Raw genomic sequence first — 23,986 nt, 5'->3', positions numbered from 1 at the left:
GGGGGGGAGCGCCCTCCGGGGCCGCCCCCCCCCCGCGGCCCCCCGGGGGCGGGCCCCCCCCCCCCGCCGCGGGGGCGGCGCCCGCCGCCCCGCAGGGCGCCTCGTACCTGCGCCGTGGTCAGCCACCTCTGGGGCGCGAGGATCTTCGTGACCTGAGGGGCGAAGGAGGGGGAACCGACCACCACCTCGGGGGTCGGGCCGTCGGCCACGATCTCGCCGTCGGCGAGGATCACGACGCGATGGGCCAGCTCGGCGGCCAGTTCCACGTCGTGGGTGGCCAGGACGATCGCGTGGCCGGCCGCGGCGAGCGTACGCAGGGTCGCGACCAGGCGGGACTTGGCCGCGTAGTCGAGGCCCCGGGTCGGCTCGTCGAGGAGCAGCAGCGGCGGGCGGGCCGTGAGGACGACCGCGAGCGCGAGGGCCAGCCGCTGCCCCTCCGACAGATCCCGGGGGTGCGTGCCGTCCCCGACCCCGGGCAGCAGCTCGGAGACGAGCCCCCGGCACGTGCCCGGCTCCGCCCCCGCGTCCCGGTCGGCCGCCGCGCACTCCGCCGCGACCGTGTCGGTGTAGAGGAGGTCGCGGGGCTCCTGCGGCACCAGCCCGACCCGGCGTACGAGATCTCCGGGTGCCGTCCGGTGCGGGACCAGCCCGCCCACGCGCACCGAGCCGGCCGCCGGTTCCACCAGCCCGACCAGTGCCGCGAGCAGTGTGGACTTACCGGCGCCGTTGCGGCCCATGAGCGCGATCGTCTCGCCGGGGGTGACGGTGAGGTCGACGCGGGTGAGGGCGTGGACGTGGCCGCGGTGGACATCGAGGGCCGCGACGACCGCCGGTTCGGCGGGCGGTGAGGGGGTGGGAGGGGTGGAGTGTCTGCCGAGGAGGCGCCGGAGGAGGGGGGAGGGGCGGGCCGGGGGGAGCTCGGGGGCTTCTGTGCGTCGGGGGGTGCGGGTGGGTCGTGGTTGATCGCGCGGTTCCCCGCGCCCCCGAGGAGCGCGGGTGTCGGCCGGTGTTCGAGTCGCGAGGCGTTCCCGCAGGGGGCCCGCCCGGCGGCGTGCGTCCCGCACCGTCAGCGGCAGCGGGGACCAGCCCGCCAGCCGCCCGAGGTCCACCACCGGCGGAGCCACCGGGGAGACGGCCATCACCTCGGCCGGGGTGCCGAGGACCGGCGGGGCGCCGGGGGCCGGGAGGAGGGCGACCCGGTCGGCGTACTGGATGACGCGCTCCAGGCGGTGCTCGGCCATGAGGACGGTCGTGCCGAGGTCGTGGACGAGCCGCTGGAGCACGGCCAGCACCTCCTCGGCGGCGGCCGGGTCCAGCGCGGAGGTCGGCTCGTCGAGGACGAGCACCCGAGGGTGCGGCGTGAGGACCGACCCGATGGCGACCCGCTGCTGCTGACCGCCGGAGAGCGTGGCGAGGGGACGGTCGCGGAGACCGGCGAGGCCCAGCAGGTCGAGCGTCTCCTCCACCCGTCGCCGCATCACCTCGGGAGCGAGCCCCAACGACTCCATGCCGTAGGCGAGTTCGTCCTCGACGGTGTCGGTCACGAAGTGCGACAGCGGGTCCTGCCCCACCGTGCCGACGACGTCGGCGAGTTCACGCGGCCTGTGCGTACGCGTGTCCCGCCCGGCCACCGTGACCCGGCCGCGCAGGGTGCCGCCGGTGAAGTGCGGCACGAGCCCGCTCACCGCGCCGAGGACCGTCGACTTGCCCACGCCCGACGGACCGACGAGCAGCACGAGTTCACCCTCCGGGACCTCGAAGTCGACTCCCCGGACGGTGGGTTCGGCCGCTCCGTCGTACGTCACGGAGACATCCTCGAAGCGGATCACGCGGGTTCCTTCGTCGGTGGGTCGGCGGTCGGTGGGTCGGCGGTCGGTGGACCGGGGGTCGGCGGGGAGCCGGGCCGGGCGGGTCTCGGCGGGGCGGGCACGGCGAACGCGGGAACCAGGCCCAGCAGGATCGCGGCGGCCGGGCGGAGGGGCAGGTCCGGGGCGGCGAGGGGGACGACGCCGGGGTGCAGGGCGGCGGAGTCGTACGCGGCGAGGACGATCAGCAGCACGGCGGCAGCGGTGCCGGACCCGGCCACCAGCCAGGCGCGCACGCCCCACACGTCCGGCCGGTAGCGGGTGCGCGGGGAGCGCCGGCCGCCCAGCCGCAGGCCCGTGAGCGCGGCCACCAGTCCGGTGAGCAGGACGGGCAGGCCGTAGGTGCCGCCCTCGGCGGTCAGTACGCCGTATGTTCCCGCGCAGACGCCGAGCAGCCCGCCCAGGGTGAGCGCGACGGTCGTACGGCGGACCGGGGCCGGGACCCGGGCGGTACGGCCGTAGCCGCGCGAGTCCATCGCGGCGGCGAGCGCGACCGACCGCTCCAACGCGCCCTCCAGCACCGGCAGTCCGACCTGCAGCAGTCCCCGCACGCCACGGTCGGGCCGCCCGCGCAGCCGTCGTGCGGCCCGCAACCGCTGGACGTCGGCCACCAGATGCGGCGCGAACGTCATCGCCACCACCACCGCGACGCCCGCTTCGTAGAGGGCGCCGGGGAGCGACTTGAGCAGCCGCGCCGGGTTCGCGAGGGCGTTCGCGGCGCCGACACAGATCAGCAGGGCGGCCAGCCGCAGCCCGTCGTACAGCGCGAACAGCACCCCCTCCGCCGTGACCCGGCCACCCAGCCGGATGCCCTGCGACCAGGCGGGGAGCGGTACTTCGGGCAGGGTGACCAGGGTGTGCGTACCGGGGACGGGCGAGCCCAGCACGACCGCGAAACCGAGGCGGACGAGCAGCACCGCCAGCCCCAGTCTCACGAACGCGGCGTACGACCGGGCCCACGGCGCGTCCGTCCGGTGCGTGGCCACGACGTACCCGGAGACCGCGATGAGGAGGCAGAGCAGCAAGGGGTTCGTGGTCCGGGACGCGGCGGTCGCCAGCCCGAGGGCCCAGAGCCACCAGGCGAGGGGGTGCACACCGGGGCCCCGGGGCGCCGGCCTGTCCGCGGACTGCCGCGGCGCGGGGCCGATGACGCGCCGCTCGGCCGTCCTCGCCGCGGGCAGCCGTGCCGCCGGGACGCCACGGGCGGGCGCCGCGGCACCTCGTATCGCCGGGCCGCGGGACCGGCCCCCGGCAGGCGCCGCCTCCGGACGCCCGGTGAACCACCGCATCACGCCCCCTACCCTCGGCGCCGGCGCGCCTGCCACACCGCCGCGCCGCCGAGCACGGCGACCACACCCACGCCGACGAACAGGCCGACGGAGGGCCCGACAGGCGGCCCGTCTCCCGCGTCGGAGGCGGCAGCGGACGGCGAACTCGCGGCATCGGCACGACTGTCGGCATCGGCACGACTGTCGGCATCGGCATCGGCACGGCCGTCGGTGTCGGCGTCGGTGCTGGTGCCGGCATCCGCATCCGCATCCGAGCCGACCGCCTCACCGCACCCCTGCCCCGGATACCCGGCGATCGCGCAGAGCATCGCGTTCGTGTCGTACCGCAGCGGCTTCGCGACGGACGCCAGCGCCTCCGCCGTACTCGCGTCGTCCGGAACCCGCGCACACGCCGTACGCGCCGCCGGAGGGGTCTCACCGTCCGGCGCGTCCGCCGCCGTACCGAAGTCGACGACCAGCGCGACCCGCTTCTCCCCGCCCCGCGCGGCCGTTCCCCCGCAGACGGCGGCGAAGTCGGCGCCCCCGCGCGGCCGGGCCGCGTCCGCGGAGTCGCGGCTGACCGCGAACCGGAACCCCTGCACATCCCCGTCGGACGGCCGCGTGGTCGACGGCCCCTGCGTGGCGTAGGCCCAGGCCGAGCCGTCCCGCTCCCAGAACGACCAGTAGCGGTACGCGGCGGCCCGGGCCTGCCCCGCGCCCACACTCGCCGCCACGAGCAGGACGCCGGCCAGCACGAGCAGCACACCACGCGGCCGAAGCAGCGGCCACGCGGCCGACCGCACCACGGTGCCCCACCGGAGCCCGGTCACGACTCCCGCCGCTTCCGGCCGGCCCGCACCGACACGACCCCGACGACGGCCGCGACGACGAGCCCGAGTCCGACCGCCCACCACGTGCCCGCGCCCGTGCCCGCGCTCGTGCCCGCACCGTCGGTGTCCGCCTCGCCGGCCGTGTCGTCGCTCGGCACGGAGGAGTAGTCGTCCACGTCGCGCGCGGGACCGGTGTCCTTCAGCCGGGCCACCAGGTCCGCGCCGCCGAAGTCACGCGGGTCGGCACCGGCGGCGTGCGCGGCGAAGACGAGCTGGGCGTACGCGGCGGGCCCGGCCTCGGCCGCCCAGACGCCGTGGTTCTTCGCCAGCCAGGCGAGCGGTTTCTCGGTCGCGTCCAGGTCTCCGGCGGCGGCGAGCGCGACGACCGCGTCGGCGGTGTTGCCGTGGTCGGGCCGATCTTTCGCGCCCGCGAGGGCGGACGTCAGGTAGCCGTCGGCGGCGAGGTCACCGGCCAGGTGGACGGCCCCGTTGTGGGCCAGCTCCGCCGGGGAGTCACCCGGGACACACTTCTCGGCGAAACCCCCTGGGGCCGTCGACCCGCTCCCCGTCCCGGCCGCGAACCCCCTGCCCAGGCTGCCGAGTACGGCGGCGGCCGTGGCGTCGGCGTTCGCGGTGAGAGAGCCCTTCTTGTCGGGCTGGTAGGCGAAGGCGCCGCCGTCCTTCCTGCCGCCGGTGCCACCCGTGCCTGCCTTCCCGCCCCCGCAGGGCAGGGCCAGTGAACGGAGGGCGTCGTAGGGCGAGTTGCCGGCCTTCTTCTGTTTCTCGGGGGCGTCGCCCACGGCGGTCAGCGCCCCGATGACGACGGAGGTCGAGTTCGCGTCGCTGGGCCCTGCGGCGGTGTAGCCCCAGCCGCCGTCCTTGTTCTGGTTGTCCTTCAGCCAGCGCACCGCCCGCCCGGCCTCGGCGTCCCGACCGCCGAGCGCGGCGAGCGCCTGCACCGCGGCGGCCGTGCTGTTGGTGTCGACCGCCGTCCCGGCGTCGCACCGGGCGGTGGCGTCGGCGCGGTACGCGGCGAACGCCCCGCTCGCGCACTGCTGTCCGACGAGCCACCCCACGGCCCCCGCCCCGGGCTGCTCGCCCACGGTGTCCAGCGCGAGCAGGGCCAGGGACTGCCGCCAGACACCGTCGTACGTGGGGTCGGTGGAGCCGTACAGACCGGTGGGGATCGCCTGCGACGGCGAGGCGGAGGGAGCGGGGGAGGAGTCGGCGGACACCGAGGTCGCGTCGGCGGCGAAGGCGACCGGCGCGAGACCGGCCCCGACTCCGGCACCCGGTCCGGTCCCGAGTCCGGCTGTGACGGCCAGTACGGCGACCACCGTGGCGCTGCGGCGGACATTCATGATCGGCGGCTGCCTCTCCCTGACGGGAGCCGGACGCACGGCGAAGCGCCGGGCGGCTCGGCTCCGTATTCCTCGACGGTGCCGTACACCGGCGGGCCGCCGGTGACGCGAGCCGGTCACGATTCCGTGCGGGGCAGTCCGACTTGCCGCCCCCTGCAGGGGCCGGCTCACGGTTGCGGGTCAGCGCCGGATTTGCACCGGCTTCCCCCCGTACGGGTGTGATGACGACCCGGTCACTGTACCTGCCGGTAGCAAAAACCCTGAGGGCCGCCGGAACGCCGCGATAGGTTCGGGTCATGCGCACGGGGAGACTGCTGGGCTCGGGCCGCACGGCCGACGTGTACGAACTCCACCCCGACGAGGGCGAGTCCACGACCCTCGCCCGCGACCCGCTCGCGGCCCCCGGCGAACCCACCGTCCCCGAGAGCCTCGACGACCGTGACGGAGTCGACAGACATACCGGATGCGACGGACGTGACGGACGCGACGGCCACGGTGGCGTCGATGCTGAGGACGCGGGCGGCGGATCCGGCGGGCTCGGCGGAGTCGATGCGTCGCGCGGGCACGCCGGCCCGGAAGGGCACGCCGGCCCGGAAAGGCCCGCCGAGGCCTGGGTGTTGCGGCGCTACCGGGACGGCGGCTGGGGCGACGCGGCCGCCGAGGCCGAGGTCATGGCGTACGTACGCGGCCTCGGGTATCCCGTCCCGCGCGTGCGCTCGGCGACCCGTACGGAGATGGTGCTGGAGCGCCTGTCCGGGCCGACGATGCTGGAGGCGATGGCCACCGGCCTGCTCGACCCGGCGCGGGCGGGTGCCACGCTGGCCCGCCTCCTGCACGCCCTTCACGCGCTCCCGAACCGCGACCGGGCGATGTGCCCGCCCTCAGGCCGGACAGCCCCCACGCCCGGTGCGCCAGGTGACTCCACTCGCCCGGCCCCCACCGGGGCAACTCCCACCCGCCGCGTCCTCCACCTGGACCTGCACCCCGACAACGTCATCCTCACGCCCTACGGCCCCCAGGTCATCGACTGGAGCAACGCCGAGGACGGGCCGCCCGGACTCGACTGGGGCATGTCCGCGGTGATCCTCGCCCAAGTCGCCGTGGACACCGCCGACTTACGCGCCGGGATCGCCCAGGCCACCCTCGTGTCCCTCCTCGCCCACCAGCCCGGCGGCCCCTCCGCCCTGACGGAGGCGGGGCTGGTCGAGGCGGGGCGGCGCCGGGCGGCCACCCCGACGATGACCGCGCGGGAGGTCGAACTCCTGGGAGCCGCAGCGGAGTTGGTCCGTTCCCTCGCCGAGCCGGGAACGATGACCCGAGCGAACGGTGGACGGGGCGAGCACCTCTGACCGACGTCCCTCAGACCGCCACATACGTGACCGGATCGCTCCCCGTCACCGCCTCCGCCCGCCCCAGCTTCACCAGCCGCCGTAGATGCGCCTCCGCCTCGGAGACCGCGATGTTGCGGGAGCCGAAGGGGATCTGGGACCAGGGACGGTTCCACTCCATGCGTTCGGCGAGCTGCCAGGGGGTGAGGGGGGTCGCGAGGAGGGTGAGCAGGCCGGTGAGCCGGAACTCGTGATGGGCCAGCAACTCCCCCACGCGGGCGGCGGTGTCCGTGAACGCGTACTGATGGGCGGGCAGGACCTCGGCGGGACCGAGGCGGCCGACACGTTCCAAGGAGTCGAGGTAGTCGCCGAGAGGATCGGTGACCGTGTCGTCGTCGGGGTCCTCGTAGAGGCCGATGTGCGGGCTGATCTCGGGGAGGAGATGGTCGCCGGAGAACAGGCGTCCGTGGCCCGGCAGTCGGGAAGGGTGCGCCTCCTCCAGGTGGAGGCAGACGTGTCCCGGCGTGTGCCCCGGCGTCCAGATCGCGCGGACGCGGCGGCCGGGGAGTTCGAGGAGTTCACCGGGGACGATGTCGCGGTCGGGGAGCGCGGGGGAGAAACCGGGCAGGGCGCGCGGGTGGCGCGGGGCGCGGAGGGCGGCGAGGTGTTCCTCCGGGGCGCCCGCCGCCGTGAGCTTGTCCGTCATGTACGTGAACCAGCGGTCCGGGCCGGTCCCGCGTGTGCGCCGTACGATCGCCGTGTCGGCCGCGTGCATCGCGATCCACGCCCCGGACGCCTCGCGTACCGCCCCCGACAGGCCGTGGTGGTCCGGGTGGTGATGCGTGATCACGACCCCGTGGATCTCCGCGACCGACGTACCGCACGCCGTCAGTCCGGCGGCGAGCGTGTCCCACGACGCCGGGTCGTCCCAGCCGGTGTCGACGAGGACCGGTCCCCGGTCGGTGTCGACGACGTACACGAGGGTGTGGCCGAGCGGGTTGTCCGGGATGGGGACCTCGATGGACCGTACGCCTCCGTCGTGATCGGTCACCTGTGTCATGCAGTCACTATAACTAGAACGAGTTCCACCAGGGATGGGCGTGCGAACCCGCCGTCACGGCCCGTCCGTCGACGCACGACATGGACTCCTCCCCCTGGAACTGGTATCAGTTCCCTACCAGAACTGACGGTACGTCAGAGAGTGGCTCCGGGAGGCAGCGGCCATGACCGAACTCGTGGAACACGGACAGCTCTTCATCGGCGGGGAGTTGACCGACCCCCTGGGCACCGACGTCATCGAGGTGGTCTCCCCGCACACGGAGGAGGTCATCGGCCGCGTGCCGCACGCGTCGCGCGCGGACGTCGACCGGGCCGTGGCCGCCGCGCGCCACGCCTTCGACCACGGCCCCTGGCCGCGCATGACCCTCGACGAGCGCGTCGAGGTCGTCACCCGGATCAAGGACGCCTTCGCCGTACGCCACGAGGAGTTCGCCCGGATCATCAGCTCCGAGAACGGCACCCCGGTCACCTCCAGCGTGATGGTGCAGGCGCTCGCCTCGATGCTGGTGTGGGACGCGGCGATCACGACGGCGCGCGCATTCACGTACGAGGAGCGGCGCGACGGCGTGCTCGGCAAGATCCTCGTGCGGCGCGAGCCGGTCGGGGTGGTGGCGGCGGTCGTCCCCTGGAACGTCCCGCAGTTCACCGCAGCCGCGAAACTCGCCCCCGCCCTCCTCGCCGGCTGCCCGGCGATCCTGAAGGTCTCGCCCGAAACACCCCTGGACGCCTACCTGTTGGCGGAGATCGCCGCCGAGGCGGGCCTGCCCGAGGGCGTGCTGTCCATCCTGCCCGCCGACCGCGAGGTCAGCGAGTACCTGGTGGGGCACCCGGGCGTCGACAAGGTCTCCTTCACCGGCTCGGTCGCCGCCGGCAAACGGGTCATGGAGGTCGCCGCCCGCAACCTCACCCGCGTCACCCTGGAACTGGGCGGCAAGTCGGCGGCGGTCATCCTGCCGGACGCGGACGCGCAGACGGCCGTCAACGGCATCGCTCCCTTCGCCTGGATGATCAACGGCCAGGCCTGTGTCGCCCAGACCCGCATCCTCGTGCCCCGCTCCCGCTACGACGAGTTCGCCGAGGCCTTCGCGGCCTACGCCTCCGCCCTCAAGATCGGCGACCCCCTCGACCCGGCCACCGAACTCGGCCCCCTGGTCGCCCAGCGACAGCAGCGCCGCAGTCTCGACTACATACGCATCGGCCAGGAGGAGGGCGCCAAGATCCTCACCGGCGGCGGCCGTCCCGCCGGCCTGGAGCACGGCTGGTACGTCGAGCCGACCCTCTTCGGCGACGTCGACAACTCCATGCGCATCGCCCGCGAGGAGATCTTCGGCCCGGTGATCTGCCTGCTCCCGTACGGCGACGAGGCCGAGGCCGTACGCATCGCCAACGACTCCGACTACGGCCTCAGCGGCAGCGTCTGGACCGCCGACGACGAACACGGCATCGACATCGCCCGCCAGGTCCGCACCGGCACCTACTCCGTCAACACCTTCAGCCTCGACATGCTCGGCCCCTTCGGCGGCTACAAGAACTCGGGCCTGGGGCGGGAGTTCGGGCCCGAGGGCTACGGCGAGTACCTGGAACACAAGATGATCCACCTCCCGGCCGGATACGAGCCGCCCGCCGACGCCGACACCACCCTCGCCGCCACCGTCGACGGGGAGGAGTGACCGGCGATGGGTGACCGCTGGCACGTGGAGGTCGACCGCGCCCTCTGCATCGGCTCCGCCCAGTGCACCCACCTCGCCCCCGACGCCTTCCGCCTCGACTCCGCCATGCAGTCCCACCCCACCGCCCCCGACACCGACGCCAACGAACGCATCCTGAAGGCGGCGGAGGGCTGTCCGGTGGAGGCGATCGCGATCACCCTGCTGGGCAGCGGGGAGCCGGTGTTCCCGCCCGAGGAGTAGGGGCCTACGCTCTGCGGTCGGTAACGGGACGATCGGGAAGCCGGAGCGGGGAACGTGGAGAAGTCCGAGGCCAGGAAGCTGATCGAGCAGGCGTACGCGGCCTGGGACGCCGAGGAGTGGCAGCGCGCCGCCGGCCTCTACGAGCAGGTGCTCGCCCATTTCCCGGACGAGAAGCCGAGCGCGGAGTGGTGGTACGACGCCGCGCTCGCCCACAAGTTCCTGCGCGACTGGGACAAGGCGTACGAACTCGGTGTCCAGGCCGCCGCCCGCGCACCGCGCGGCGAGGGCGATCCCGCCTTCTGGAACCTCGGCATCGCGGCCACGATCCGCCGCGACTGGGCCGTCGCCCGCGACGCCTGGGCCGGCTTCGGCATCCAGCTGCCCGAGGGCGAGGGCGACGGCGGGGGTGAGGAGGATGAGATCCGCGGCCGCTTCGGCCAGGCCTGCGTCCGCCTGGACACGGACGGCGCCCGCGAGGTGGTGTGGATCGACCGGCTGTGCCCGACGCGCGGGCGCGTGCTGAACGTCCCCGTGACCGGCGGCCGCCGCTTCGGCGAGATCGTCCTCCACGACGGTCAGCCGAACGGCGAACGCGTCGTCGACGGCACGACCTATCCCGTCTTCGACGAACTGCTCCTCTTCGAGCCCTCCGACGTGCCCACGTTCCAGGTGACGGTTGCGGCCGGTGAACCCGAGGACCTGGAAGCCCTCACCGTCCTCTTCGCCGACCACGACTTCGCCGCCGAGCCCGCCGCCACCGTGACCACGCACTGCGCCTGCTGCAGCGAGGGCACCCTCCACAAGGAGCCCCGGCCCGCCCACACGGGGGCCCAGCGCGTCTGTCTGGCGGCCCCGGAGGAGGAGGCCCGCCGACTGCTCGACCGGTGGGCGGGGGAGAAGGCGATCGGGCGGAGCTGGAGCGGGCTGGAGGCCATGGCGTAGGGGGGAATACGTGTCTGGCCGAAGTAGTAGAAAAAATCCCCTTTGGGGGGTTGTATTCACGTACGGGTGTTCTATCGTAGAAATCAGCCTACGAGACGAGTGAGGGAGCCGACCGAAGTAGCCGACAGCGGCGTGAGGTAGCAGATCCGCCGGTGCCGACGTCGACGGTCGGGCTGAGAGGCCGGAAGGCGGCACGACAGGGCCTGACGGTGACCCTCGGCACCTGCGGCCGGATGAGTGGTACCGGCGCAGGGAACCCGTCTCGTAGGTCTTTTTTGCTGCCGTTTTCCCGCCTGTTGCCGCCTGAGCCGGCCTGTTCCCGCCCGAGCCGGCCTGTTCCTGTCTGCTCAGGCTTGCTTCCGCCGGTCAGGCGCCGTCAGGTCGATCAGGCGGCACACCGTCTCGATGTCAATCTTCACCTGGGCGATCGAGGCGCGGCCGGAGAGCCAGGTGATGAGGGCCGAATGCCAGGTGTGCTCGATGACCCGGACCGCCGAAAGCTGCTCCGGGCTCGGGTCCTCCAGGCCCATCGCGTCGAGGATGATCGCGGTCGTCTGGTGGGAGACCTGGTCGACCTCGGGGCTGACGCTGCGGTCGGCGAAGGTGAGGGCGCGGACCATGGCGTCGGCGAGGTGGGGCTCGCGCTGCAGGGCGCGGAAGGCGCGCATCAGGGTCTCGGCGACGCGCTCGGCCGCCGTCGCACCGCTCGGGGGCTTCTTGCGGAGCGTGCCGTGCATGTGCTCCAGCTGGTCCTGCATCGTGGCGACCAGCAGATGGATCTTGGACGGGAAGTAGCGGTAGAGAGTGCCGAGCGCGACCTGCGAGGACTCGGCGACCTCCCGCATCTGCACGGCGTCGAAACCGCCCCGGCTGGCCAGCTGGGCACTCGCGTGCAGGATCCGGCGCCGACGGGCCTCCTGCCGCTCCGTGAGGGGCGGTGAGTCCGGTCGCCCGGCGCCGGCTTCCACCTTGACTTCCGCAGGCATGGGTCTCGTTCCGTGACAGTCGTGACGGTCGGTGAGGGTATGCGATCAAATAGCATGCCAGGGCGTGTGCCGTGGCGTGAATCACCCGATCCACCTCTCACAGCCGTTCTACCAGCCGGTAGATTCAGAGCCTCTCGAACGATCAACTCTGAAACTTGTTCTAGATTACCGTCTCGTCGTAATCTCACGGGAAATCGCAGTGAGAAGGGGGCCAGGAGTGACCGCGGAGGCCAGTCAGGCGGGGTCCCGACGTGACCTCGCCGCGGACGGCGAGCGACCGCTCAACATCGCGCTCCTCACCTATAAGGGGAACCCGTTCTGCGGGGGTCAGGGCGTCTACGTACGGCACCTCTCGCGCGAGCTGGCCCGCCTCGGCCATCAGGTCGAGGTGATCGGCTCCCAGCCGTACCCCGTGCTCGACGAGGACGCCGTACCCGTCGACGGTCCGGGCGGGATCTCCCTGACCGAACTGCCGAGCCTCGACCTCTACCGCCAGCCCGACCCCTTCCGCACGCCGAAGCGGGACGAGTACCGGGACTGGGTCGACGCCCTCGAAGTGGCGACGATGTGGACCGGCGGCTTCCCCGAGCCCCTGACGTTCTCCCTCCGCGCCCGCCGCCATCTGCGCGCCCGGCGCGGGGAGTTCGACGTCGTCCACGACAACCAGACCCTCGGTTACGGGCTGTTGGGTGACGTGGGCGCGCCCCTCGTCACCACCATCCACCACCCCATCACCGTCGACCGGCAGTTGGAGCTGGACGCCGCCGAGGGATGGCAGCGGCGGATGTCCGTGCGCCGCTGGTACGCGTTCACGCGCATGCAGAAGCGGGTCGCGCGGCGGCTGCCGTCCGTGCTCACCGTCTCCGGCACCTCCCGTCAGGAGATAGTCGACCATCTCGGTGTCCGCGACGACCGGATGCACGTGGTGCACATCGGCGCCGACACCGACCTCTTCTCGCCGAATCCGGCCGTGGCCGAGGTGCCCGGCAGGATCGTCACCACCTCCAGCGCGGACGTGCCGCTCAAGGGACTCGTCTTCCTCGTCGAGGCGCTCGCCAAGGTGCGCGCCGAGCATCCCGCCGCCCATCTCGTCGTCGTTGGCAAGCGGCCCACCGAGGGCCCGGTCGCGCAGGCGATCGAACGGTACGGCCTCGAAGGCGCCGTCGAGTTCGTCAAGGGCATCTCGGACGCCGAGCTGGTCGACCTGGTCCGCTCGGCCGAGGCCGCCTGTGTGCCCTCGCTGTACGAGGGGTTCTCACTGCCCGCCGCCGAGGCCATGGCCACCGCCACGCCGCTGGTCGCCACCACCGGCGGAGCGATACCGGAGGTCGCCGGACCCGACGGCGAGACCTGCCTCGCGGTGCCCCCGGGCGATCCGGGCGCCCTGGCCGCCGCCCTGAGCAGGCTCCTCGGCGACCCGGAACTCCGGCGGCGGCTCGGCCGCGCCGGCCGCGAGCGGGTGCTCCGGCGGTTCACCTGGGCCCGCGCCGCCGAGGGCACGGTCGCCCACTACCGCGAGGCCGTCGCCCGAGCGGGGGTACGCCCGGCGAGGGCCGCCGTGAGCGCCGTACCGGCGGCCCATCCCGCCGTCGAAACCGCCGGGACCACTGCGGCCGCCGGGACCACTGTGGCCGTCGAGACCGCTGCGGCCGTCGAAGCGGTCGACGCCGCCGCGATCGACAGGGCCGGCGACCCCCGCCAGGCGGCCGTCGAGTCCCACGGGGCTGTCGCAGCCGCCGACGACGTAGTCGAGACCAACCGCGAAAACGCCAACCGCGAAAGCAGGGCCACGTGCTGACCGTCGATTTCTCCCGCTTCCCCCTCGCCCCGGGGGACCGGGTCCTGGATCTCGGCTGTGGAGCGGGCCGGCACGCCTTCGAGTGCTACCGGCGCGGCGCCCGCGTCGTGGCCCTCGACCAGAACGGCGAGGAGATCCGCGAGGTCGCCAAGTGGTTCGCCGCGATGAAGGAGGCCGGGGAGGCCCCGGAGGGCGCGACCGCCACCGCGATGGAGGGCGACGCCCTCGCGCTGCCGTTCCCCGACGAGTCGTTCGACGTCGTCATCATCTCCGAGGTGATGGAGCACATCCCCGACGACAAGGGCGTCCTCGCCGAGATGGTCCGGGTGCTGAAGCCCGGCGGCCGCATAGCCGTCACCGTCCCGCGCTACGGCCCCGAGAAGGTCTGCTGGGCGCTCTCCGACGCCTACCACGAGGTCGAGGGCGGCCACATCCGCATCTACAAGGCGGACGAACTGCTCGCCAGGATCCGCGAGGCGGGCCTCGAACCGTACGGCACCCACCACGCGCACGCCCTGCACTCGCCCTACTGGTGGCTGAAGTGCGCGTTCGGCGTCGACAACGACAAGGCGCTGCCCGTGCGGGCGTACCACAAGCTGCTGGTCTGGGACATCATGAAGAAGCCGCTGCTCACCCGGGTCGCCGAGGAGGCGCTGAACCCGGTGATCGGCAAGAGCTTCGTGGCCTACGCGACCAAGCCGCACCTGCCGGCGCTGGCCGACAACGACACCACCGGCGTGTCCGAGGCGGCCGCCAAGTGACGACGCCCCGGACAGAACACCTGGTCCTGCCCGGGGTCCTCACCGCAGAGGAGGCCGCCGCCACCGTGCGGGGCATCCTCGCGGTGCAGCGCGCGGACGGTGCCATCCCGTGGTTCCGGGGACACCACCTCGACCCGTGGGACCACACCGAGGCGGCGATGGCCCTGGACGCGGCCGGTGAGCACGAGGCCGCCGAACGCGCCTACACATGGCTGCGCCGGCACCAGAACAAGGACGGTTCCTGGTACGCCGCCTACGCCGACGGGGACGCTGCCGACGTCACCGACCGCGGCCGCGAGACCAACTTCGTGGCCTACATAGCCGTCGGCGTCTGGCACCACTACCTGGCGACCGGCGACGACACCTTCCTCGACCGCATGTGGCCGGCCGTCCACGCGGCGATCGAGTACGTCCTGCGGCTCCAGCAGCCCGGCGGCCAGATCGGCTGGAAGCGTGAGGACGACGGCACTCCGGTGAACGACGCCCTGCTGACCGGCAGTTCGTCCATCCACCACGCGCTGCGCTGTGCCCTCGCCATCGCCGAACAGCGCGAGGAGCCGCAGCCCGACTGGGAGTTGGCCGTCGGCGCGCTCCGGCACGCGATACGCCGGCACCCCGAGCGGTTCCTCGACAAGGACCGTTACTCGATGGACTGGTACTACCCCGTGCTCGGCGGCGCGCTCACCGGCACCGAGGCCAAGGCCCGTGTCGAGGAGAGCTGGGACCGCTTCGTCGTGCCCGGCTTCGGCGTCCGCTGCGTGGTCCCCAACCCGTGGGTGACCGGCGGTGAGTCGGCCGAACTCGCCCTGGCGCTCTGGGCGATGGGCGAGTCCGACCGCGCCCTGGACATCCTCCAGTCCATCCAGCACCTCCGCGACCCCGGCTCCGGCCTGTACTGGACGGGTTACGTGTTCGAGGACCAGGCCGTCTGGCCCGAGGAGCTGACCTCCTGGACCGCCGGATCCGTCCTGCTGGCCGTGGCCGCGCTGGGCGGCGACGAGGCGACGTGCGCGGTGTTCGGCGGAGAGCGGTTGCCGCGGGGGCTGGACGACTTCGACGACTCGGAGTGCTGCTGAGGCCAGGTGCGGTGCGGGTGAGCCCCCGACCGGCCCGCACCCGCCACACCATCTCGGCCTCCCGACCGCTTCCGCGTGGGCGCCCGGGCGGAATGGACCCGCACGGCACCACGCGGCGCGCTCAGTGGCGATGCATCCGGTTCGCGATCGCGTGCCCCACGAACAGGTACACCACGGCCGCCAGACCGTAGCCGGCCACGACCCGCGCCCACTGCTCGTCGAAGGTGAACAGGTCGTGCGACCAGCCGGCGAGCCAGCGGGCCGCGTCATGGATGAACTGCACGAAGTCGTTCGCGCCGTTCGCGCCCAACAGATACATCAGGATCCACAGGCCCAGGATGAAGGCCATGACGTCGGCCACGATCGCTATGACCCGGCCCGCCTGGTTGGAACCGCTATATCGAGACATGCTCAACGGGTTGCCCGCATACCGTCGTCGAAACCCGGACGCTCCCTATGAGTTGAGCTCCGCCAGCACCCGCAGCGTGTGCGGATCCGGGGACAGCACCAGCAGATCCGTCACCGGCCCCTTCCGCCACGACTCCAGCCGCTCCGCGATCCGTGTCCGCGGCCCGACCAGGGAGATCTCGTCGGCGAAGGCGTCCGGCACGGCGAGTACGGCCTCCTCGCGCCGCCCGTCGAGAAAGAGCCGCTGGATGCGCCGGGCCTCCTCCTCGTACCCCATGCGGGCCATGAGGTCGGCGTGGAAGTTGCGCTTGGCGTGCCCCATGCCGCCGATGTAGAAGCCCAGCATGGCCTTCACGGGCAACAGCCCCTCGGCGACGTCCTCGCAGACCTTCGCCCGGACCATGGGCGCGATGAGGAAACCCTCGGGCACCTCGGTCAGGGACGCCTCGTAGACGTCGGTCCGGCTCGGCGACCAGTACAGCGGCAGCCAGCCGTCCGCGATCCGGGTCGTCTGCGCGATGTTCTTCGGCCCCTCGGCGCCGAGCAGTAGAGGCAGGTCCGCGCGGAGGGGATGGGTGATGGACTTGAGCGCCTTGCCGATGCCGGTCCCGTCCGGGCCGTCGTACGGGAGGGCGTGGAAGCGTCCGTCCAGTTCGACGGGGGCCTCGCGCCTGAGGACTTGGCGGACGACGTCGACGTACTCCCTGGTCGCGGTCAGCGGGGACCTCGGGAACGGCCGGCCGTACCAGCCCTCGACGACCTGCGGCCCGGAGAGCCCCAGCCCGAGCAGGGCGCGTCCGCCGGAGAGGTGGTCCAGGGTCAGGGCCTGCATGGCGGTCGTGGTCGGCGACCGGGCGGCCATCTGCGCGACGGCCGTGCCCAGCTTGATCCTCGATGTGTGCGCGGCGATCCAGGTGAGCGGGGTGAAGGCGTCCGAGCCCCATGACTCGGCGGTCCACACCGAGTCGTAGCCGAGCCGCTCCGCCTCCTGGGCGAGCGGGACGTGCTCCGCGGAGGGACCGCGCCCCCAGTAGCCGAGTGCCAGACCGAGCCGCATGTGCCTGCCTCCTGACGGTGCGTCAGCTGTACGCGCGGGAGGCGACTGTACGACAGCGGCCCCCCGCTCGGAAGAGCGAGGGGCCGGTCGTACGGCTGTGCACCGCGTGTTGATCAGCCGCGCTGGATACCGCTGGTGTCCTGCAGGACGCCACGACGGCCGTCCTGCGTCTGGGCCACCAGGTTGGCGCCGCGCTGCTCGACCGCCAGGTACCAGGTGCCCGGCGCCAGTTCGGCGATCGTCGACTGGGAACCGTCCTCGGCGAACAGCGGACGGGCCACCGGCACCGCGAACCAGAACGGCGAGAAGTCACCGGCGGGCGGCGGGGCCGCCGCCTGCTGCTGCTGAGGGCCACCGAACGGCGCCCCCGGCCCGGGCTGGCCCGGACCCGGCTGACCGGGCCCCGGCTGACCCGCACCGAAGGGACCCGGCGCACCGGCGCCCGGGTACCCGTAACCACCGGGCGGCTGGCCCCCGTACGGCTGCGGCGCGACCGGCCGCGGGGCGCCGACGAGGGCGGCCTTGAGGGCGGGGACGAGGGGGGTGGCGACGGCTGCGGCGGCCATGACCAGGGTGGCGATGAGGGCGAGGATGAGACCCATGCCCGCGTCGGTGCCGTTGCCACTGGTGTCGCTGAAGTTGTCACCGCCACCGGACGGATCGAAGATGTTGCCCAGCGCGCTCCACGCGGCGAAGATCGTGAAGGCGATGCCGAAGTGGCCGAGGTCGATCCCGGCGATCTTGGGCGGCTGCGGCAGACCCCTGGCGACAACGATGAAGACGGCGCCGATCAGACCCGCCAGGACCACGCTCAGCAGCACCGGTCCGCTCTCCCAGAGGATCGGGAGATCGATGCTGTCGGGGATCCCGTCGATGGAGTAGTTGTCGAGGAACGACGCGATGAACAGCAATACCGCTGCTCCGATCACGACGCCGTCGCCTCTGGTGAGGGAGCGGATATTCACTTCAGGTCCTTCGTCAGTCGTCTCGTCATCGGTGGAGGCGTCGCCGTCACCATGTCGCCGTCAGGCCGTGGTGGGAAGCGCGGGGGTGGCCCCTCATCGTAGGGACGACCTTATCGTCCGACCGACTTGGGTGTCCTCCGGGATCATCTCGATGATCACGACCCGCCCGCTACCCTCGCAGGAAACTCACGATTCCCTCAGAGTTCCCCCGCTCCGCTTTCTGCCGCCACGCACCGCTGGTCAACGGTGTCGGGTCATGGATATCGCGCATCGCGGTACGTAAGACGAACACGGCCGGAACCGTTGACAGATTGAGACCGCGCGCACTTCATTCCGTGGCACTTGGGGTTAGCGGCCGGACTTCCCCAAAGGGGAGAGTCGTTCAATTTTCGAGGAAGCTCGTGAGGCCGTCCGAGATTCCCTGGGCCGCTTTCTGCCGCCAGGCTCCGCTGGTGAGCTGGGCCGCGTCCTTGCTGTCGCGCATGTTGCCGCACTCGATGAACACCTTGGGCACGGTGGAGAGGTTGAGGCCGCCGAGGTCGGTGCGGGTGACGATGCCGGTGCCGTCGCCGACGTAGTTGGAGGGGGCGCTGCCGGTGGCGCGGACGAAGAAGCCGGCGATGCGTTCGCCGAGGTCACGGGAGGGGGCGACGATGGGCCGGGTGTCGGCGGCGCCCTCGTTCACCGAACCCGGCAGGATCACATGGAAGCCGCGGTTGCCGGCGCCGGAGCCGTCGGCGTGGATGGACACCACCGCGTCCGCCTTCGCCTCGTTGCCGATCCGCGCCCGCTCGTCGATGCACGGACCCCAGGCCCGGTCACCGTCCTGCGTGAACTTCACCGTGGCGCCCTCCTCTTCGAGGAGCGTCCGCAGCCGCCGGGAGACGTCCAGCGTGAACTTGGCTTCCAGGTAGCCGTCGTTGGTGGTCGTCCCGGTCGTGTCGCACTCCTTCGCGTGCGTCCCGATGTTCACCTTGCGGTTGATCTCGGTCGTGTGCTGGAAGTTGCCGGGGTTGTGACCGGGATCGATGACGACGACCTTGCCCTTGAGGGGGCCGGTGGCGGCGGGCGCGGAGGCCGAACCGGAGGGGCCCGCCTTCTCGCCGTCCCCACCGCCGGTGCCGTCCTTGCCGTCCTTGCCGTCGGCCGAGGCGGTCGGTGCGCCGGACGGGTCGGGGGAGGAGGCCGGGGTCTTCGCCGACCGGGTCTGCGGCCCCGCCACACTGCCCGAGCCGTCGTCCCCGCCCCCGGAGTCCCCGACGGCCTGCCAGACCCCCCACCCGGCCACCGCCCCCACCACGACCGCGGCCACCGCCACGGTCAGCGGGCGGCGCAGCGCGGAACGGCGGGGCTGGGGCGGATCGAAGTCCGGACCTACATACGACACGCCTGCCACCTTACGGGTCGGGCCCGGCGCGCAGCGCCCCCGCTCCGTGTGGCGCGGGCGGAGCCGGGGCGCTGACCAGCGGTAGGCGTACGGGCCGTCGCGGGATAAAGTCGGGCGGTTACGTCTGGTTGTGGGGGCGGGGTCCCGGCGCGCGGTCGGTGGGCTCCGGTGGGAGGGCCTGTAGCGCATGAGTCGTCGCTCCAACGGGTTGGCCGGGATCTGGGCCGAGGCACAACGCCAGCAGCAGCGTCAGTCGGAGGAACGGGCCCGACAGCAGCGCGAGTACGAGCGACAGCAGCGCGCGTACCAGCGGGAGGTGGCGCGCAGCCAGCGGGAGCAGCAGGCGGCGTACCGCCAGCAGCGCGAGGCGGAGGCGCGGCGGCGCACGGAGGAGCTGGACGCGCAGGTCCAGGCACTGGAGGGGCTGCTGGTCACCGGCTGCCGGGCCCCGGCGTTCCGGTCCGCCTCCCTCACCCGCGCCGAGCGGCTGGAGCCGTTCTCCCCGGGGCCCCTCGCCCAGCCGGTACCCATGCCGGACCCGAACCACTACCAGGCGCAGGGCGGTTGGACCGCCCAGCGCCGGGCGCAGGCGCAGGCCGAGGCGCGCGCCCGGTACGAGCACGACTGGCATGCCGCGCAGGCCGCCGAGCAGCAGCGCCAGCGTCAACTGGCCCAGTACCAGCGGCAGTACGAGCAGTGGGCGGAAGGACAGCGGGCGGAGATCCGGCTGCACAACGCCGGACTCGCGCAGATGGCGACGGCCCTGCGCGACGGCGACCCGGAAGCCGCCGTCGACTACTTCTCCGCCGCCCTCTACGCCTCTCCCGCCTGGCCCGACGGCTTCCCCCGGGGCGTCTCCGCCGCCTACGACTCGGCGGCCCGGCAACTGGTCCTGGACTGGGAGCTGCCCAGGTACGACACCGTCCCCGAGGCGAAGAGCGTCGTCTACATGCCGAGCGTCGACCAGGACAAGGAGCGCCCGCGCCCGGTCACCCAGCGGCGCGCCCTCTACCGGGACGTCCTCGCGCAGTGCGTGCTCCTCGTGCTCCACGACCTCTTCGCCGCCGACGAGTTCGGCGCGCTGGAGTCGGTCGTCCTGAACGGCTTCGTGGACGACCACGACCCGGCGACCGGCCGCCGCACCCAGATCTTCCTGGCGACCGTCACCGTGCCCCGGCCGGTGTTCGACGGGCTGCATCTGGAGCAGGTGAGCGCCGTCGACTGCCTGACGGACGGGCTCCGGGGCCGGCTGTCCGCCCGCCCCGACCAGCGCACCCCCGTCCGCCCCGAGCGCAGGCCCGACGACGTCGGCAACGGCGTCGTCACCCACGGCGGTGAGGACGAGCCCGACCTGCTGGACATGGACCCTCTCGCCTTCGAAGCCCTAGTCGCCGAGTTGTTCCGGGCCATGGGCATGCAGGCGGTCACGACCCAGCGCTCGGGCGACGGCGGGGTGGACGTCGACGCCCTGGACCCGGCCCCGATCCGGGGCGGCAAGATCGTCGTGCAGGTCAAGCGGTATCGCAACACCGTCCCGCCGACCGCCGTCCGCGACCTCTACGGCACGGTCCAGGACGCCGGCGCCAACAAGGGCGTCCTGGTGACGACGTCCAAGTTCGGGCCCGGTTCCCACACCTTCGCCAACGGCAAGCCGCTGGAGCTGGTCTCGGGGCGCGAACTCGTCGACCTGCTCCACCGGCACGGGCTCCGGGGGCGCCTGGGCACCGGCGAGCGCCCCGCGCCCGCGTCCCCGACCGCCCCCACCGTGGTGCTGCCCGCCCAGCGGACCTCGGCGGATGCCGGGGACGACGTGGACGGCGTGGACGGCGCTGACTCGGCCCCGGCCTCCGCCCCGGACGACCACAGCGTGCTCGGCATGTACTGGACCGGTGGCGTCGCCCTGGACGTCTGCGCGCTCGTCTGCCATGGCAACCGTGTCCTCAGCGACGACCACTTCGTCTTCTACAACAACCTCGGCACGCCCGACGGCACCGTCCGCGCCGTCCCGCCGACCACCCCCGACAAGGCCGCGATCCTGGTCTCCTTCGACGCGCTGCCGGTGGAGGCCGACCGTCTCGTCCTCGTGGCGGCGATCGACCCAGAGGTGAACCCCGACGCCGACCTCTCCGGCTTCACCGACGCCGGCATCCGCCTCCTGGACCCCGCCCGAGCCGAGCAGGGCCGCCTCGACGTCTCCGACGGCCGCGCCGAGGAAACGGCCCTCACCCTCGGCTCCTTCCGCCGCCGCGCCAGCGGCGACTGGGATTTCGTCGTCGGCGGCAAGGGGTACCGGGGCGGTCTGGAGGAACTGGTCCAGGACTACGGCATAGAGGTGGGGTAGCCCAGCGGCCCCAGCGGCCCCAGCGGCCCAGTAGCTGAGTAGCCCTACGGCCCGGTGGCCGAGGTGCTGTGGTGCTGTGGTGCTGGGGGTGCCGCTGGTCAGATGCCGGTTCCGGTCCGCCGCAGTACCCGCAGGGAGTCCGTCGCGGAGACCTCCGTGAAGGCACCGGAGGCGAGGGCGCGGAGGTAGACGCGGTACGGGGCCTGGCCGGTGAACTCGTCCTCGGGGTCCGGGAAGACGTCGTGGATGACGAGGAGACCGCCCGGGGCGACGTGCGGGGCCCAGCCCTCGTAGTCGGCGGTGGCGTGCTCGTCGGTGTGGCCGCCGTCGACGAAGACGAGGCCGAGGGGAGTGCCCCAGAAGGCGGCGACCTGCGGGGAACGGCCGACGACGGCGACGACGTGCTCCTCCAGTCCCGCCCGGTGCAAGGTGCGGCGGAAGGTGGGGAGCGTGTCCATGCGGCCCACCTCGGGGTCGACGGTGGACGCGTCGTGGTACTCCCAGCCCGGCTGCTGCTCCTCGCTGCCCCGGTGATGGTCGACCGTGATCGCCGGCACCCCCGCCTCACGGGCGGCGTCGGCCAGCAGGATCGTCGAACGGCCGCAGTACGTCCCCACCTCCAGCAACGGCAGCCCCAGCCGCCCCGCCTCCACCGCCGCCGCGTACAACGCCAGCCCCTCGCCGGCCGGCATGAACCCCTTGGCCGCCTCGAACGCGCGGAGGATCTCCGCCTTGGGCGCCGGCGTGGGCGGGGGGCTCGATGCCGCGGACATGGGGTCCTCCGTGTGGTCGTACGTCAGGGGGCGCCTCATGCTGTCATGCGGTGATCGGGGGGAGGGATCGGGGAGACCTACGGCCCTTCCGGGCCGAAAGGCAGAGGGCGCAGCCCCTGCTTTTCAGGGCCGTGGGGAACTGCGCGACCAGTCCCCACCGGACCCGCAGACGACCTCGAAGGGCACGCGGCCCCCGGACTACCGGACGACGGCAGCCCTGTCCTCCCTGGACACCGCGTCGGCCACCTCGGCCGGCTCGGCCCCCTCGCTGCTGGCGAGCAGCCGATGCCCGGTCGCCCGGCGGTCGCGCCCCGGCAGGAACAGGGCCAGGAGGAGGCCGACCGCGACCGCGCCGGTGGCGATGAGGAAGGAGACGCGGAAGCCGTGCATGGTCGGGATCGCGACCCCGCCCACGTGGTTCGCGGTGTTGGCCAGCACCATCCCGATGACGGCGCTCGACACGGACGTACCGATGGACCGCATGAGCGTGTTGAGCCCGGTCGCCGCACCCGTCTCGGACGGGTCCACGGCGCCGATGATCAGCGCGGGGAGCGAGGAGTAGGCGAGGCCGATGCCCGCGCCCAGGACCACCGACACGACCACGGTCTGCCAGGCGGCGCTCATCAGGCCGAGACCGGCGCCGTAGCCGACCGCGATGATCAGCAGCCCCAGGATGAGGGTGCTCCTGGGGCCGTACTTGGCGGAGATCCGGGCGTAGACCGGCGCGGTGAACATCATCGTCAGGCCGAGCGGAGCCACGCACAGACCCGCGACGATCATCGACTGTCCGAGGCCGTAGCCGGTGGCGGACGGCAGCTGGAGAAGCTGCGGCAGGACGAGGGAGACGACGTAGAAGGAGACGCCGACCATGATCGAGGCGAGGTTGGTGAGGAGGACCTCGCGGCGGACCGTGGTGCGCAGATCCACCAGCGGCGCGGGGGCGCGCAGCTCCCAGACACCCCAGAGGAGCAGTACCAGGGCGGACGCGGCGAACAGGCCGAGCGTGGTCGTGGAGGTCCAGCCCCAGTCGCTGCCCTTGGTGATCGGCAGGAGGAAGAGGACGAGGCCGACGGAGAGGCCGAGCGCGCCGAGGTGGTCGAAGGTGCCCGGTGCGCGCGTCCTCGTCTCCGGTACGGCGACGAGGGTCAGCACGATGGAGAGGACGCCGAGACCGGCCGCACCGAAGAAGAGGAGGTGCCAGTCGGCGTTCTGGGCGACCGCGGCGGCGAGCGGCAGGGCGAGTCCGCCGCCGACGCCTATGGACGAGCTCATCAGGGCCATGGCGGAGCCGAGGCGTTCGCGGGGCAGTTCGTCGCGCATCAGGCCGATGCCGAGCGGGATCGCGCCCATGGCGAAGCCCTGGAGGGTTCGGCCGACGATCATCGGGAGGAGCGCGCTGGTGAGAGCGCTGATCAGCGCGCCGGCCACCATCACGGCGAGGCTGGCGAGCAGCATGCGGCGCTTGCCGAAGAGGTCGCCGAGCCGGCCCATGATCGGCGTGGCCACGGCGCCGGAGAGCAGGGTGGAGGTCAGTACCCAGGTCGCGTTGCTGGGGGAGGTGTCCAGCAGCTGCGGGAGGTCCTTGATCACCGGGACCAGCAGGGTCTGCATCACCGCGACGACGATTCCCGCGAAGGCCAGCACCGGGACGATCGCTCCGGGGGCTCGTGTCGCGCCCGTGGCCCCGGCGGCGGGCCCGTCGGTCGGCGGCGGTGTCTGCGGTTGCGTCATTGAGCGGGGCCTCCTGGCCGGTCTACGTATGTGTGCCATCTGAACCTCGTGTGCCTGGGCAACTATTCCGTTGTTTTGAGTGACTAACGAAAACTTGACCCGCTCATGGGGAAGTGACGGCGCGTCAGGGCCGGCGGGGC

20 protein-coding genes are annotated in these 23,986 nt (G+C 72.9%); 8 read left to right on the top strand and 12 right to left on the bottom strand.

The features are described 5' to 3' along the window. The 4 genes from ACWCRJ_RS02960 to ACWCRJ_RS02945 form a co-directional block, all read right to left on the bottom strand. On the bottom strand, positions 1-1,829 hold a 1,829-nt coding region (locus tag ACWCRJ_RS02960), incomplete at its 3' end, for an ABC transporter ATP-binding protein (protein ID WP_450937574.1). Next, positions 1,826-2,959, bottom strand: coding sequence for an energy-coupling factor transporter transmembrane component T (locus ACWCRJ_RS02955; protein ID WP_450937603.1), 1,134 nt, complete (start codon positions 2,957-2,959; stop codon positions 1,826-1,828). The genes ACWCRJ_RS02955 and ACWCRJ_RS02960, both read right to left, overlap by 4 nt. 203 nt (positions 2,960-3,162) lie before the next feature. Next, positions 3,163-3,963 (bottom strand): SCO2322 family protein, encoded by an 801-nt coding sequence (locus tag ACWCRJ_RS02950; RefSeq protein WP_450937573.1) that lies wholly within the window; start codon positions 3,961-3,963, stop codon positions 3,163-3,165. Continuing rightward, positions 3,960-5,324 carry a prenyltransferase/squalene oxidase repeat-containing protein gene (locus ACWCRJ_RS02945; protein ID WP_450937572.1) on the bottom strand — a complete coding sequence of 455 codons (1,365 nt, stop codon included), beginning with the start codon at positions 5,322-5,324 and terminating at the stop codon, positions 3,960-3,962. The genes ACWCRJ_RS02950 and ACWCRJ_RS02945 overlap by 4 nt, the downstream gene beginning before the upstream one ends. Before the next feature lie 614 nt (positions 5,325-5,938). On the opposite strand from ACWCRJ_RS02945, the gene ACWCRJ_RS02940 reads away from it, so the two are divergent. Beyond that, the gene (locus ACWCRJ_RS02940) at positions 5,939-6,673 is read left to right on the top strand and encodes a phosphotransferase (RefSeq protein ID WP_450937602.1); all 735 of its coding nucleotides are present in this window, start codon (positions 5,939-5,941) and stop codon (positions 6,671-6,673) included. Between the two features lie 10 nt (positions 6,674-6,683). On the opposite strand, the gene ACWCRJ_RS02935 is transcribed toward ACWCRJ_RS02940, so the two are convergent. Then, positions 6,684-7,712, bottom strand: coding sequence for an MBL fold metallo-hydrolase (locus ACWCRJ_RS02935; protein ID WP_450937571.1), 1,029 nt, complete (start codon positions 7,710-7,712; stop codon positions 6,684-6,686). Between the two features lie 163 nt (positions 7,713-7,875). On the opposite strand from ACWCRJ_RS02935, the gene ACWCRJ_RS02930 reads away from it, so the two are divergent. Genes ACWCRJ_RS02930 through ACWCRJ_RS02920 form a run of 3 tightly spaced genes read left to right on the top strand, consistent with a single transcriptional unit; the run spans position 7,876 to position 10,563 of the window. Beyond that, a complete protein-coding gene (locus ACWCRJ_RS02930; protein ID WP_450937570.1) occupies positions 7,876-9,381 on the top strand; it encodes an aldehyde dehydrogenase in 1,506 nt (501 codons plus the stop codon). 6 nt (positions 9,382-9,387) lie between these two features. Then, positions 9,388-9,621 (top strand): ferredoxin, encoded by a 234-nt coding sequence (locus ACWCRJ_RS02925; RefSeq protein ID WP_450937569.1) that lies wholly within the window; start codon positions 9,388-9,390, stop codon positions 9,619-9,621. A 54-nt stretch (positions 9,622-9,675) separates the two neighbouring features. Next, the gene (locus tag ACWCRJ_RS02920) at positions 9,676-10,563 is read left to right on the top strand and encodes a tetratricopeptide repeat protein (RefSeq protein ID WP_450937568.1); all 888 of its coding nucleotides are present in this window, start codon (positions 9,676-9,678) and stop codon (positions 10,561-10,563) included. Positions 10,564-10,910: 347 nt separating this feature from the next. On the opposite strand, the gene ACWCRJ_RS02915 is transcribed toward ACWCRJ_RS02920, so the two are convergent. Next, positions 10,911-11,549 carry a TetR family transcriptional regulator gene (locus tag ACWCRJ_RS02915; RefSeq protein WP_450937567.1) on the bottom strand — a complete coding sequence of 213 codons (639 nt, stop codon included), beginning with the start codon at positions 11,547-11,549 and terminating at the stop codon, positions 10,911-10,913. A 217-nt stretch (positions 11,550-11,766) separates the two neighbouring features. Here ACWCRJ_RS02915 and ACWCRJ_RS02910 point away from each other — a divergent pair, with 217 nt between their 5' ends. From ACWCRJ_RS02910 to ACWCRJ_RS02900, 3 genes are read left to right on the top strand one after another with little or no spacing between them, the layout of a single operon-like run. After that, positions 11,767-13,347: a glycosyltransferase family 4 protein gene (locus ACWCRJ_RS02910; protein WP_450937566.1), complete on the top strand. Its 1,581-nt coding sequence runs from the start codon at positions 11,767-11,769 to the stop codon at positions 13,345-13,347. Next, complete coding sequence (locus tag ACWCRJ_RS02905) at positions 13,341-14,108, top strand: class I SAM-dependent methyltransferase (protein WP_450937565.1); 768 nt, start codon at positions 13,341-13,343, stop codon at positions 14,106-14,108. Before ACWCRJ_RS02910 ends, ACWCRJ_RS02905 begins: the two co-directional genes overlap by 7 nt. Beyond that, positions 14,105-15,184, top strand: coding sequence for a prenyltransferase (locus tag ACWCRJ_RS02900; protein WP_450937564.1), 1,080 nt, complete (start codon positions 14,105-14,107; stop codon positions 15,182-15,184). Before ACWCRJ_RS02905 ends, ACWCRJ_RS02900 begins: the two co-directional genes overlap by 4 nt. Before the next feature lie 121 nt (positions 15,185-15,305). Here the strand turns inward: ACWCRJ_RS02900 and ACWCRJ_RS02895 are convergent, their stop codons facing one another. The 4 genes from ACWCRJ_RS02895 to ACWCRJ_RS02880 all read right to left on the bottom strand — a co-directional run bounded on the left by ACWCRJ_RS02895 (position 15,306) and on the right by ACWCRJ_RS02880 (position 19,001). Next, positions 15,306-15,593 (bottom strand): hypothetical protein, encoded by a 288-nt coding sequence (locus tag ACWCRJ_RS02895; RefSeq protein ID WP_046918077.1) that lies wholly within the window; start codon positions 15,591-15,593, stop codon positions 15,306-15,308. 45 nt (positions 15,594-15,638) lie between these two features. Beyond that, a complete protein-coding gene (locus ACWCRJ_RS02890) occupies positions 15,639-16,649 on the bottom strand; it encodes an LLM class F420-dependent oxidoreductase (RefSeq protein ID WP_450937563.1) in 1,011 nt (336 codons plus the stop codon). Positions 16,650-16,762: 113 nt separating this feature from the next. Then, positions 16,763-17,614, bottom strand: coding sequence for a hypothetical protein (locus ACWCRJ_RS02885; RefSeq protein ID WP_450937562.1), 852 nt, complete (start codon positions 17,612-17,614; stop codon positions 16,763-16,765). Positions 17,615-17,996: 382 nt separating this feature from the next. Continuing rightward, positions 17,997-19,001 (bottom strand): N-acetylmuramoyl-L-alanine amidase, encoded by a 1,005-nt coding sequence (locus ACWCRJ_RS02880; RefSeq protein WP_450937561.1) that lies wholly within the window; start codon positions 18,999-19,001, stop codon positions 17,997-17,999. Between the two features lie 187 nt (positions 19,002-19,188). On the opposite strand from ACWCRJ_RS02880, the gene ACWCRJ_RS02875 reads away from it, so the two are divergent. Continuing rightward, on the top strand, positions 19,189-21,342 hold the full coding sequence (locus ACWCRJ_RS02875; RefSeq protein ID WP_450937560.1) for a restriction endonuclease: 2,154 nt from the start codon (positions 19,189-19,191) through the stop codon (positions 21,340-21,342). A gap of 98 nt (positions 21,343-21,440) precedes the next feature. On the opposite strand, the gene ACWCRJ_RS02870 is transcribed toward ACWCRJ_RS02875, so the two are convergent. Continuing rightward, on the bottom strand, positions 21,441-22,115 hold the full coding sequence (locus ACWCRJ_RS02870; RefSeq protein WP_450937559.1) for a class I SAM-dependent methyltransferase: 675 nt from the start codon (positions 22,113-22,115) through the stop codon (positions 21,441-21,443). Positions 22,116-22,313: 198 nt separating this feature from the next. Continuing rightward, positions 22,314-23,846, bottom strand: coding sequence for an MFS transporter (locus ACWCRJ_RS02865; RefSeq protein ID WP_450937558.1), 1,533 nt, complete (start codon positions 23,844-23,846; stop codon positions 22,314-22,316). Between the last annotated feature and the right edge of the window lie 140 nt (positions 23,847-23,986).

Source organism: Streptomyces sp. NPDC002324, from assembly GCF_053593335.1.
This window is presented reverse-complemented; position numbering and strand designations above follow the sequence as displayed.

Bases quoted from the DNA above. Each gene is read 5' to 3' on its own strand.
- ACWCRJ_RS02870 (WP_450937559.1), bottom strand. From the start codon at position 22,115: ATGTCCGCGGCATCGAGCCCCCCGCCCACGCCGGCGCCCAAGGCGGAG.
- ACWCRJ_RS02865 (WP_450937558.1), bottom strand. From the start codon at position 23,846: ATGACGCAACCGCAGACACCGCCGCCGACCGACGGGCCCGCCGCCGGG.
- ACWCRJ_RS02915 (WP_450937567.1), bottom strand. From the start codon at position 11,549: ATGCCTGCGGAAGTCAAGGTGGAAGCCGGCGCCGGGCGACCGGACTCA.
- ACWCRJ_RS02930 (WP_450937570.1), top strand. From the start codon at position 7,876: ATGACCGAACTCGTGGAACACGGACAGCTCTTCATCGGCGGGGAGTTG.
- ACWCRJ_RS02925 (WP_450937569.1), top strand. From the start codon at position 9,388: ATGGGTGACCGCTGGCACGTGGAGGTCGACCGCGCCCTCTGCATCGGC.
- ACWCRJ_RS02895 (WP_046918077.1), bottom strand. From the start codon at position 15,593: ATGTCTCGATATAGCGGTTCCAACCAGGCGGGCCGGGTCATAGCGATC.
- ACWCRJ_RS02945 (WP_450937572.1), bottom strand. From the start codon at position 5,324: ATGAATGTCCGCCGCAGCGCCACGGTGGTCGCCGTACTGGCCGTCACA.
- ACWCRJ_RS02875 (WP_450937560.1), top strand. From the start codon at position 19,189: ATGAGTCGTCGCTCCAACGGGTTGGCCGGGATCTGGGCCGAGGCACAA.
- ACWCRJ_RS02890 (WP_450937563.1), bottom strand. From the start codon at position 16,649: ATGCGGCTCGGTCTGGCACTCGGCTACTGGGGGCGCGGTCCCTCCGCG.
- ACWCRJ_RS02935 (WP_450937571.1), bottom strand. From the start codon at position 7,712: ATGACACAGGTGACCGATCACGACGGAGGCGTACGGTCCATCGAGGTC.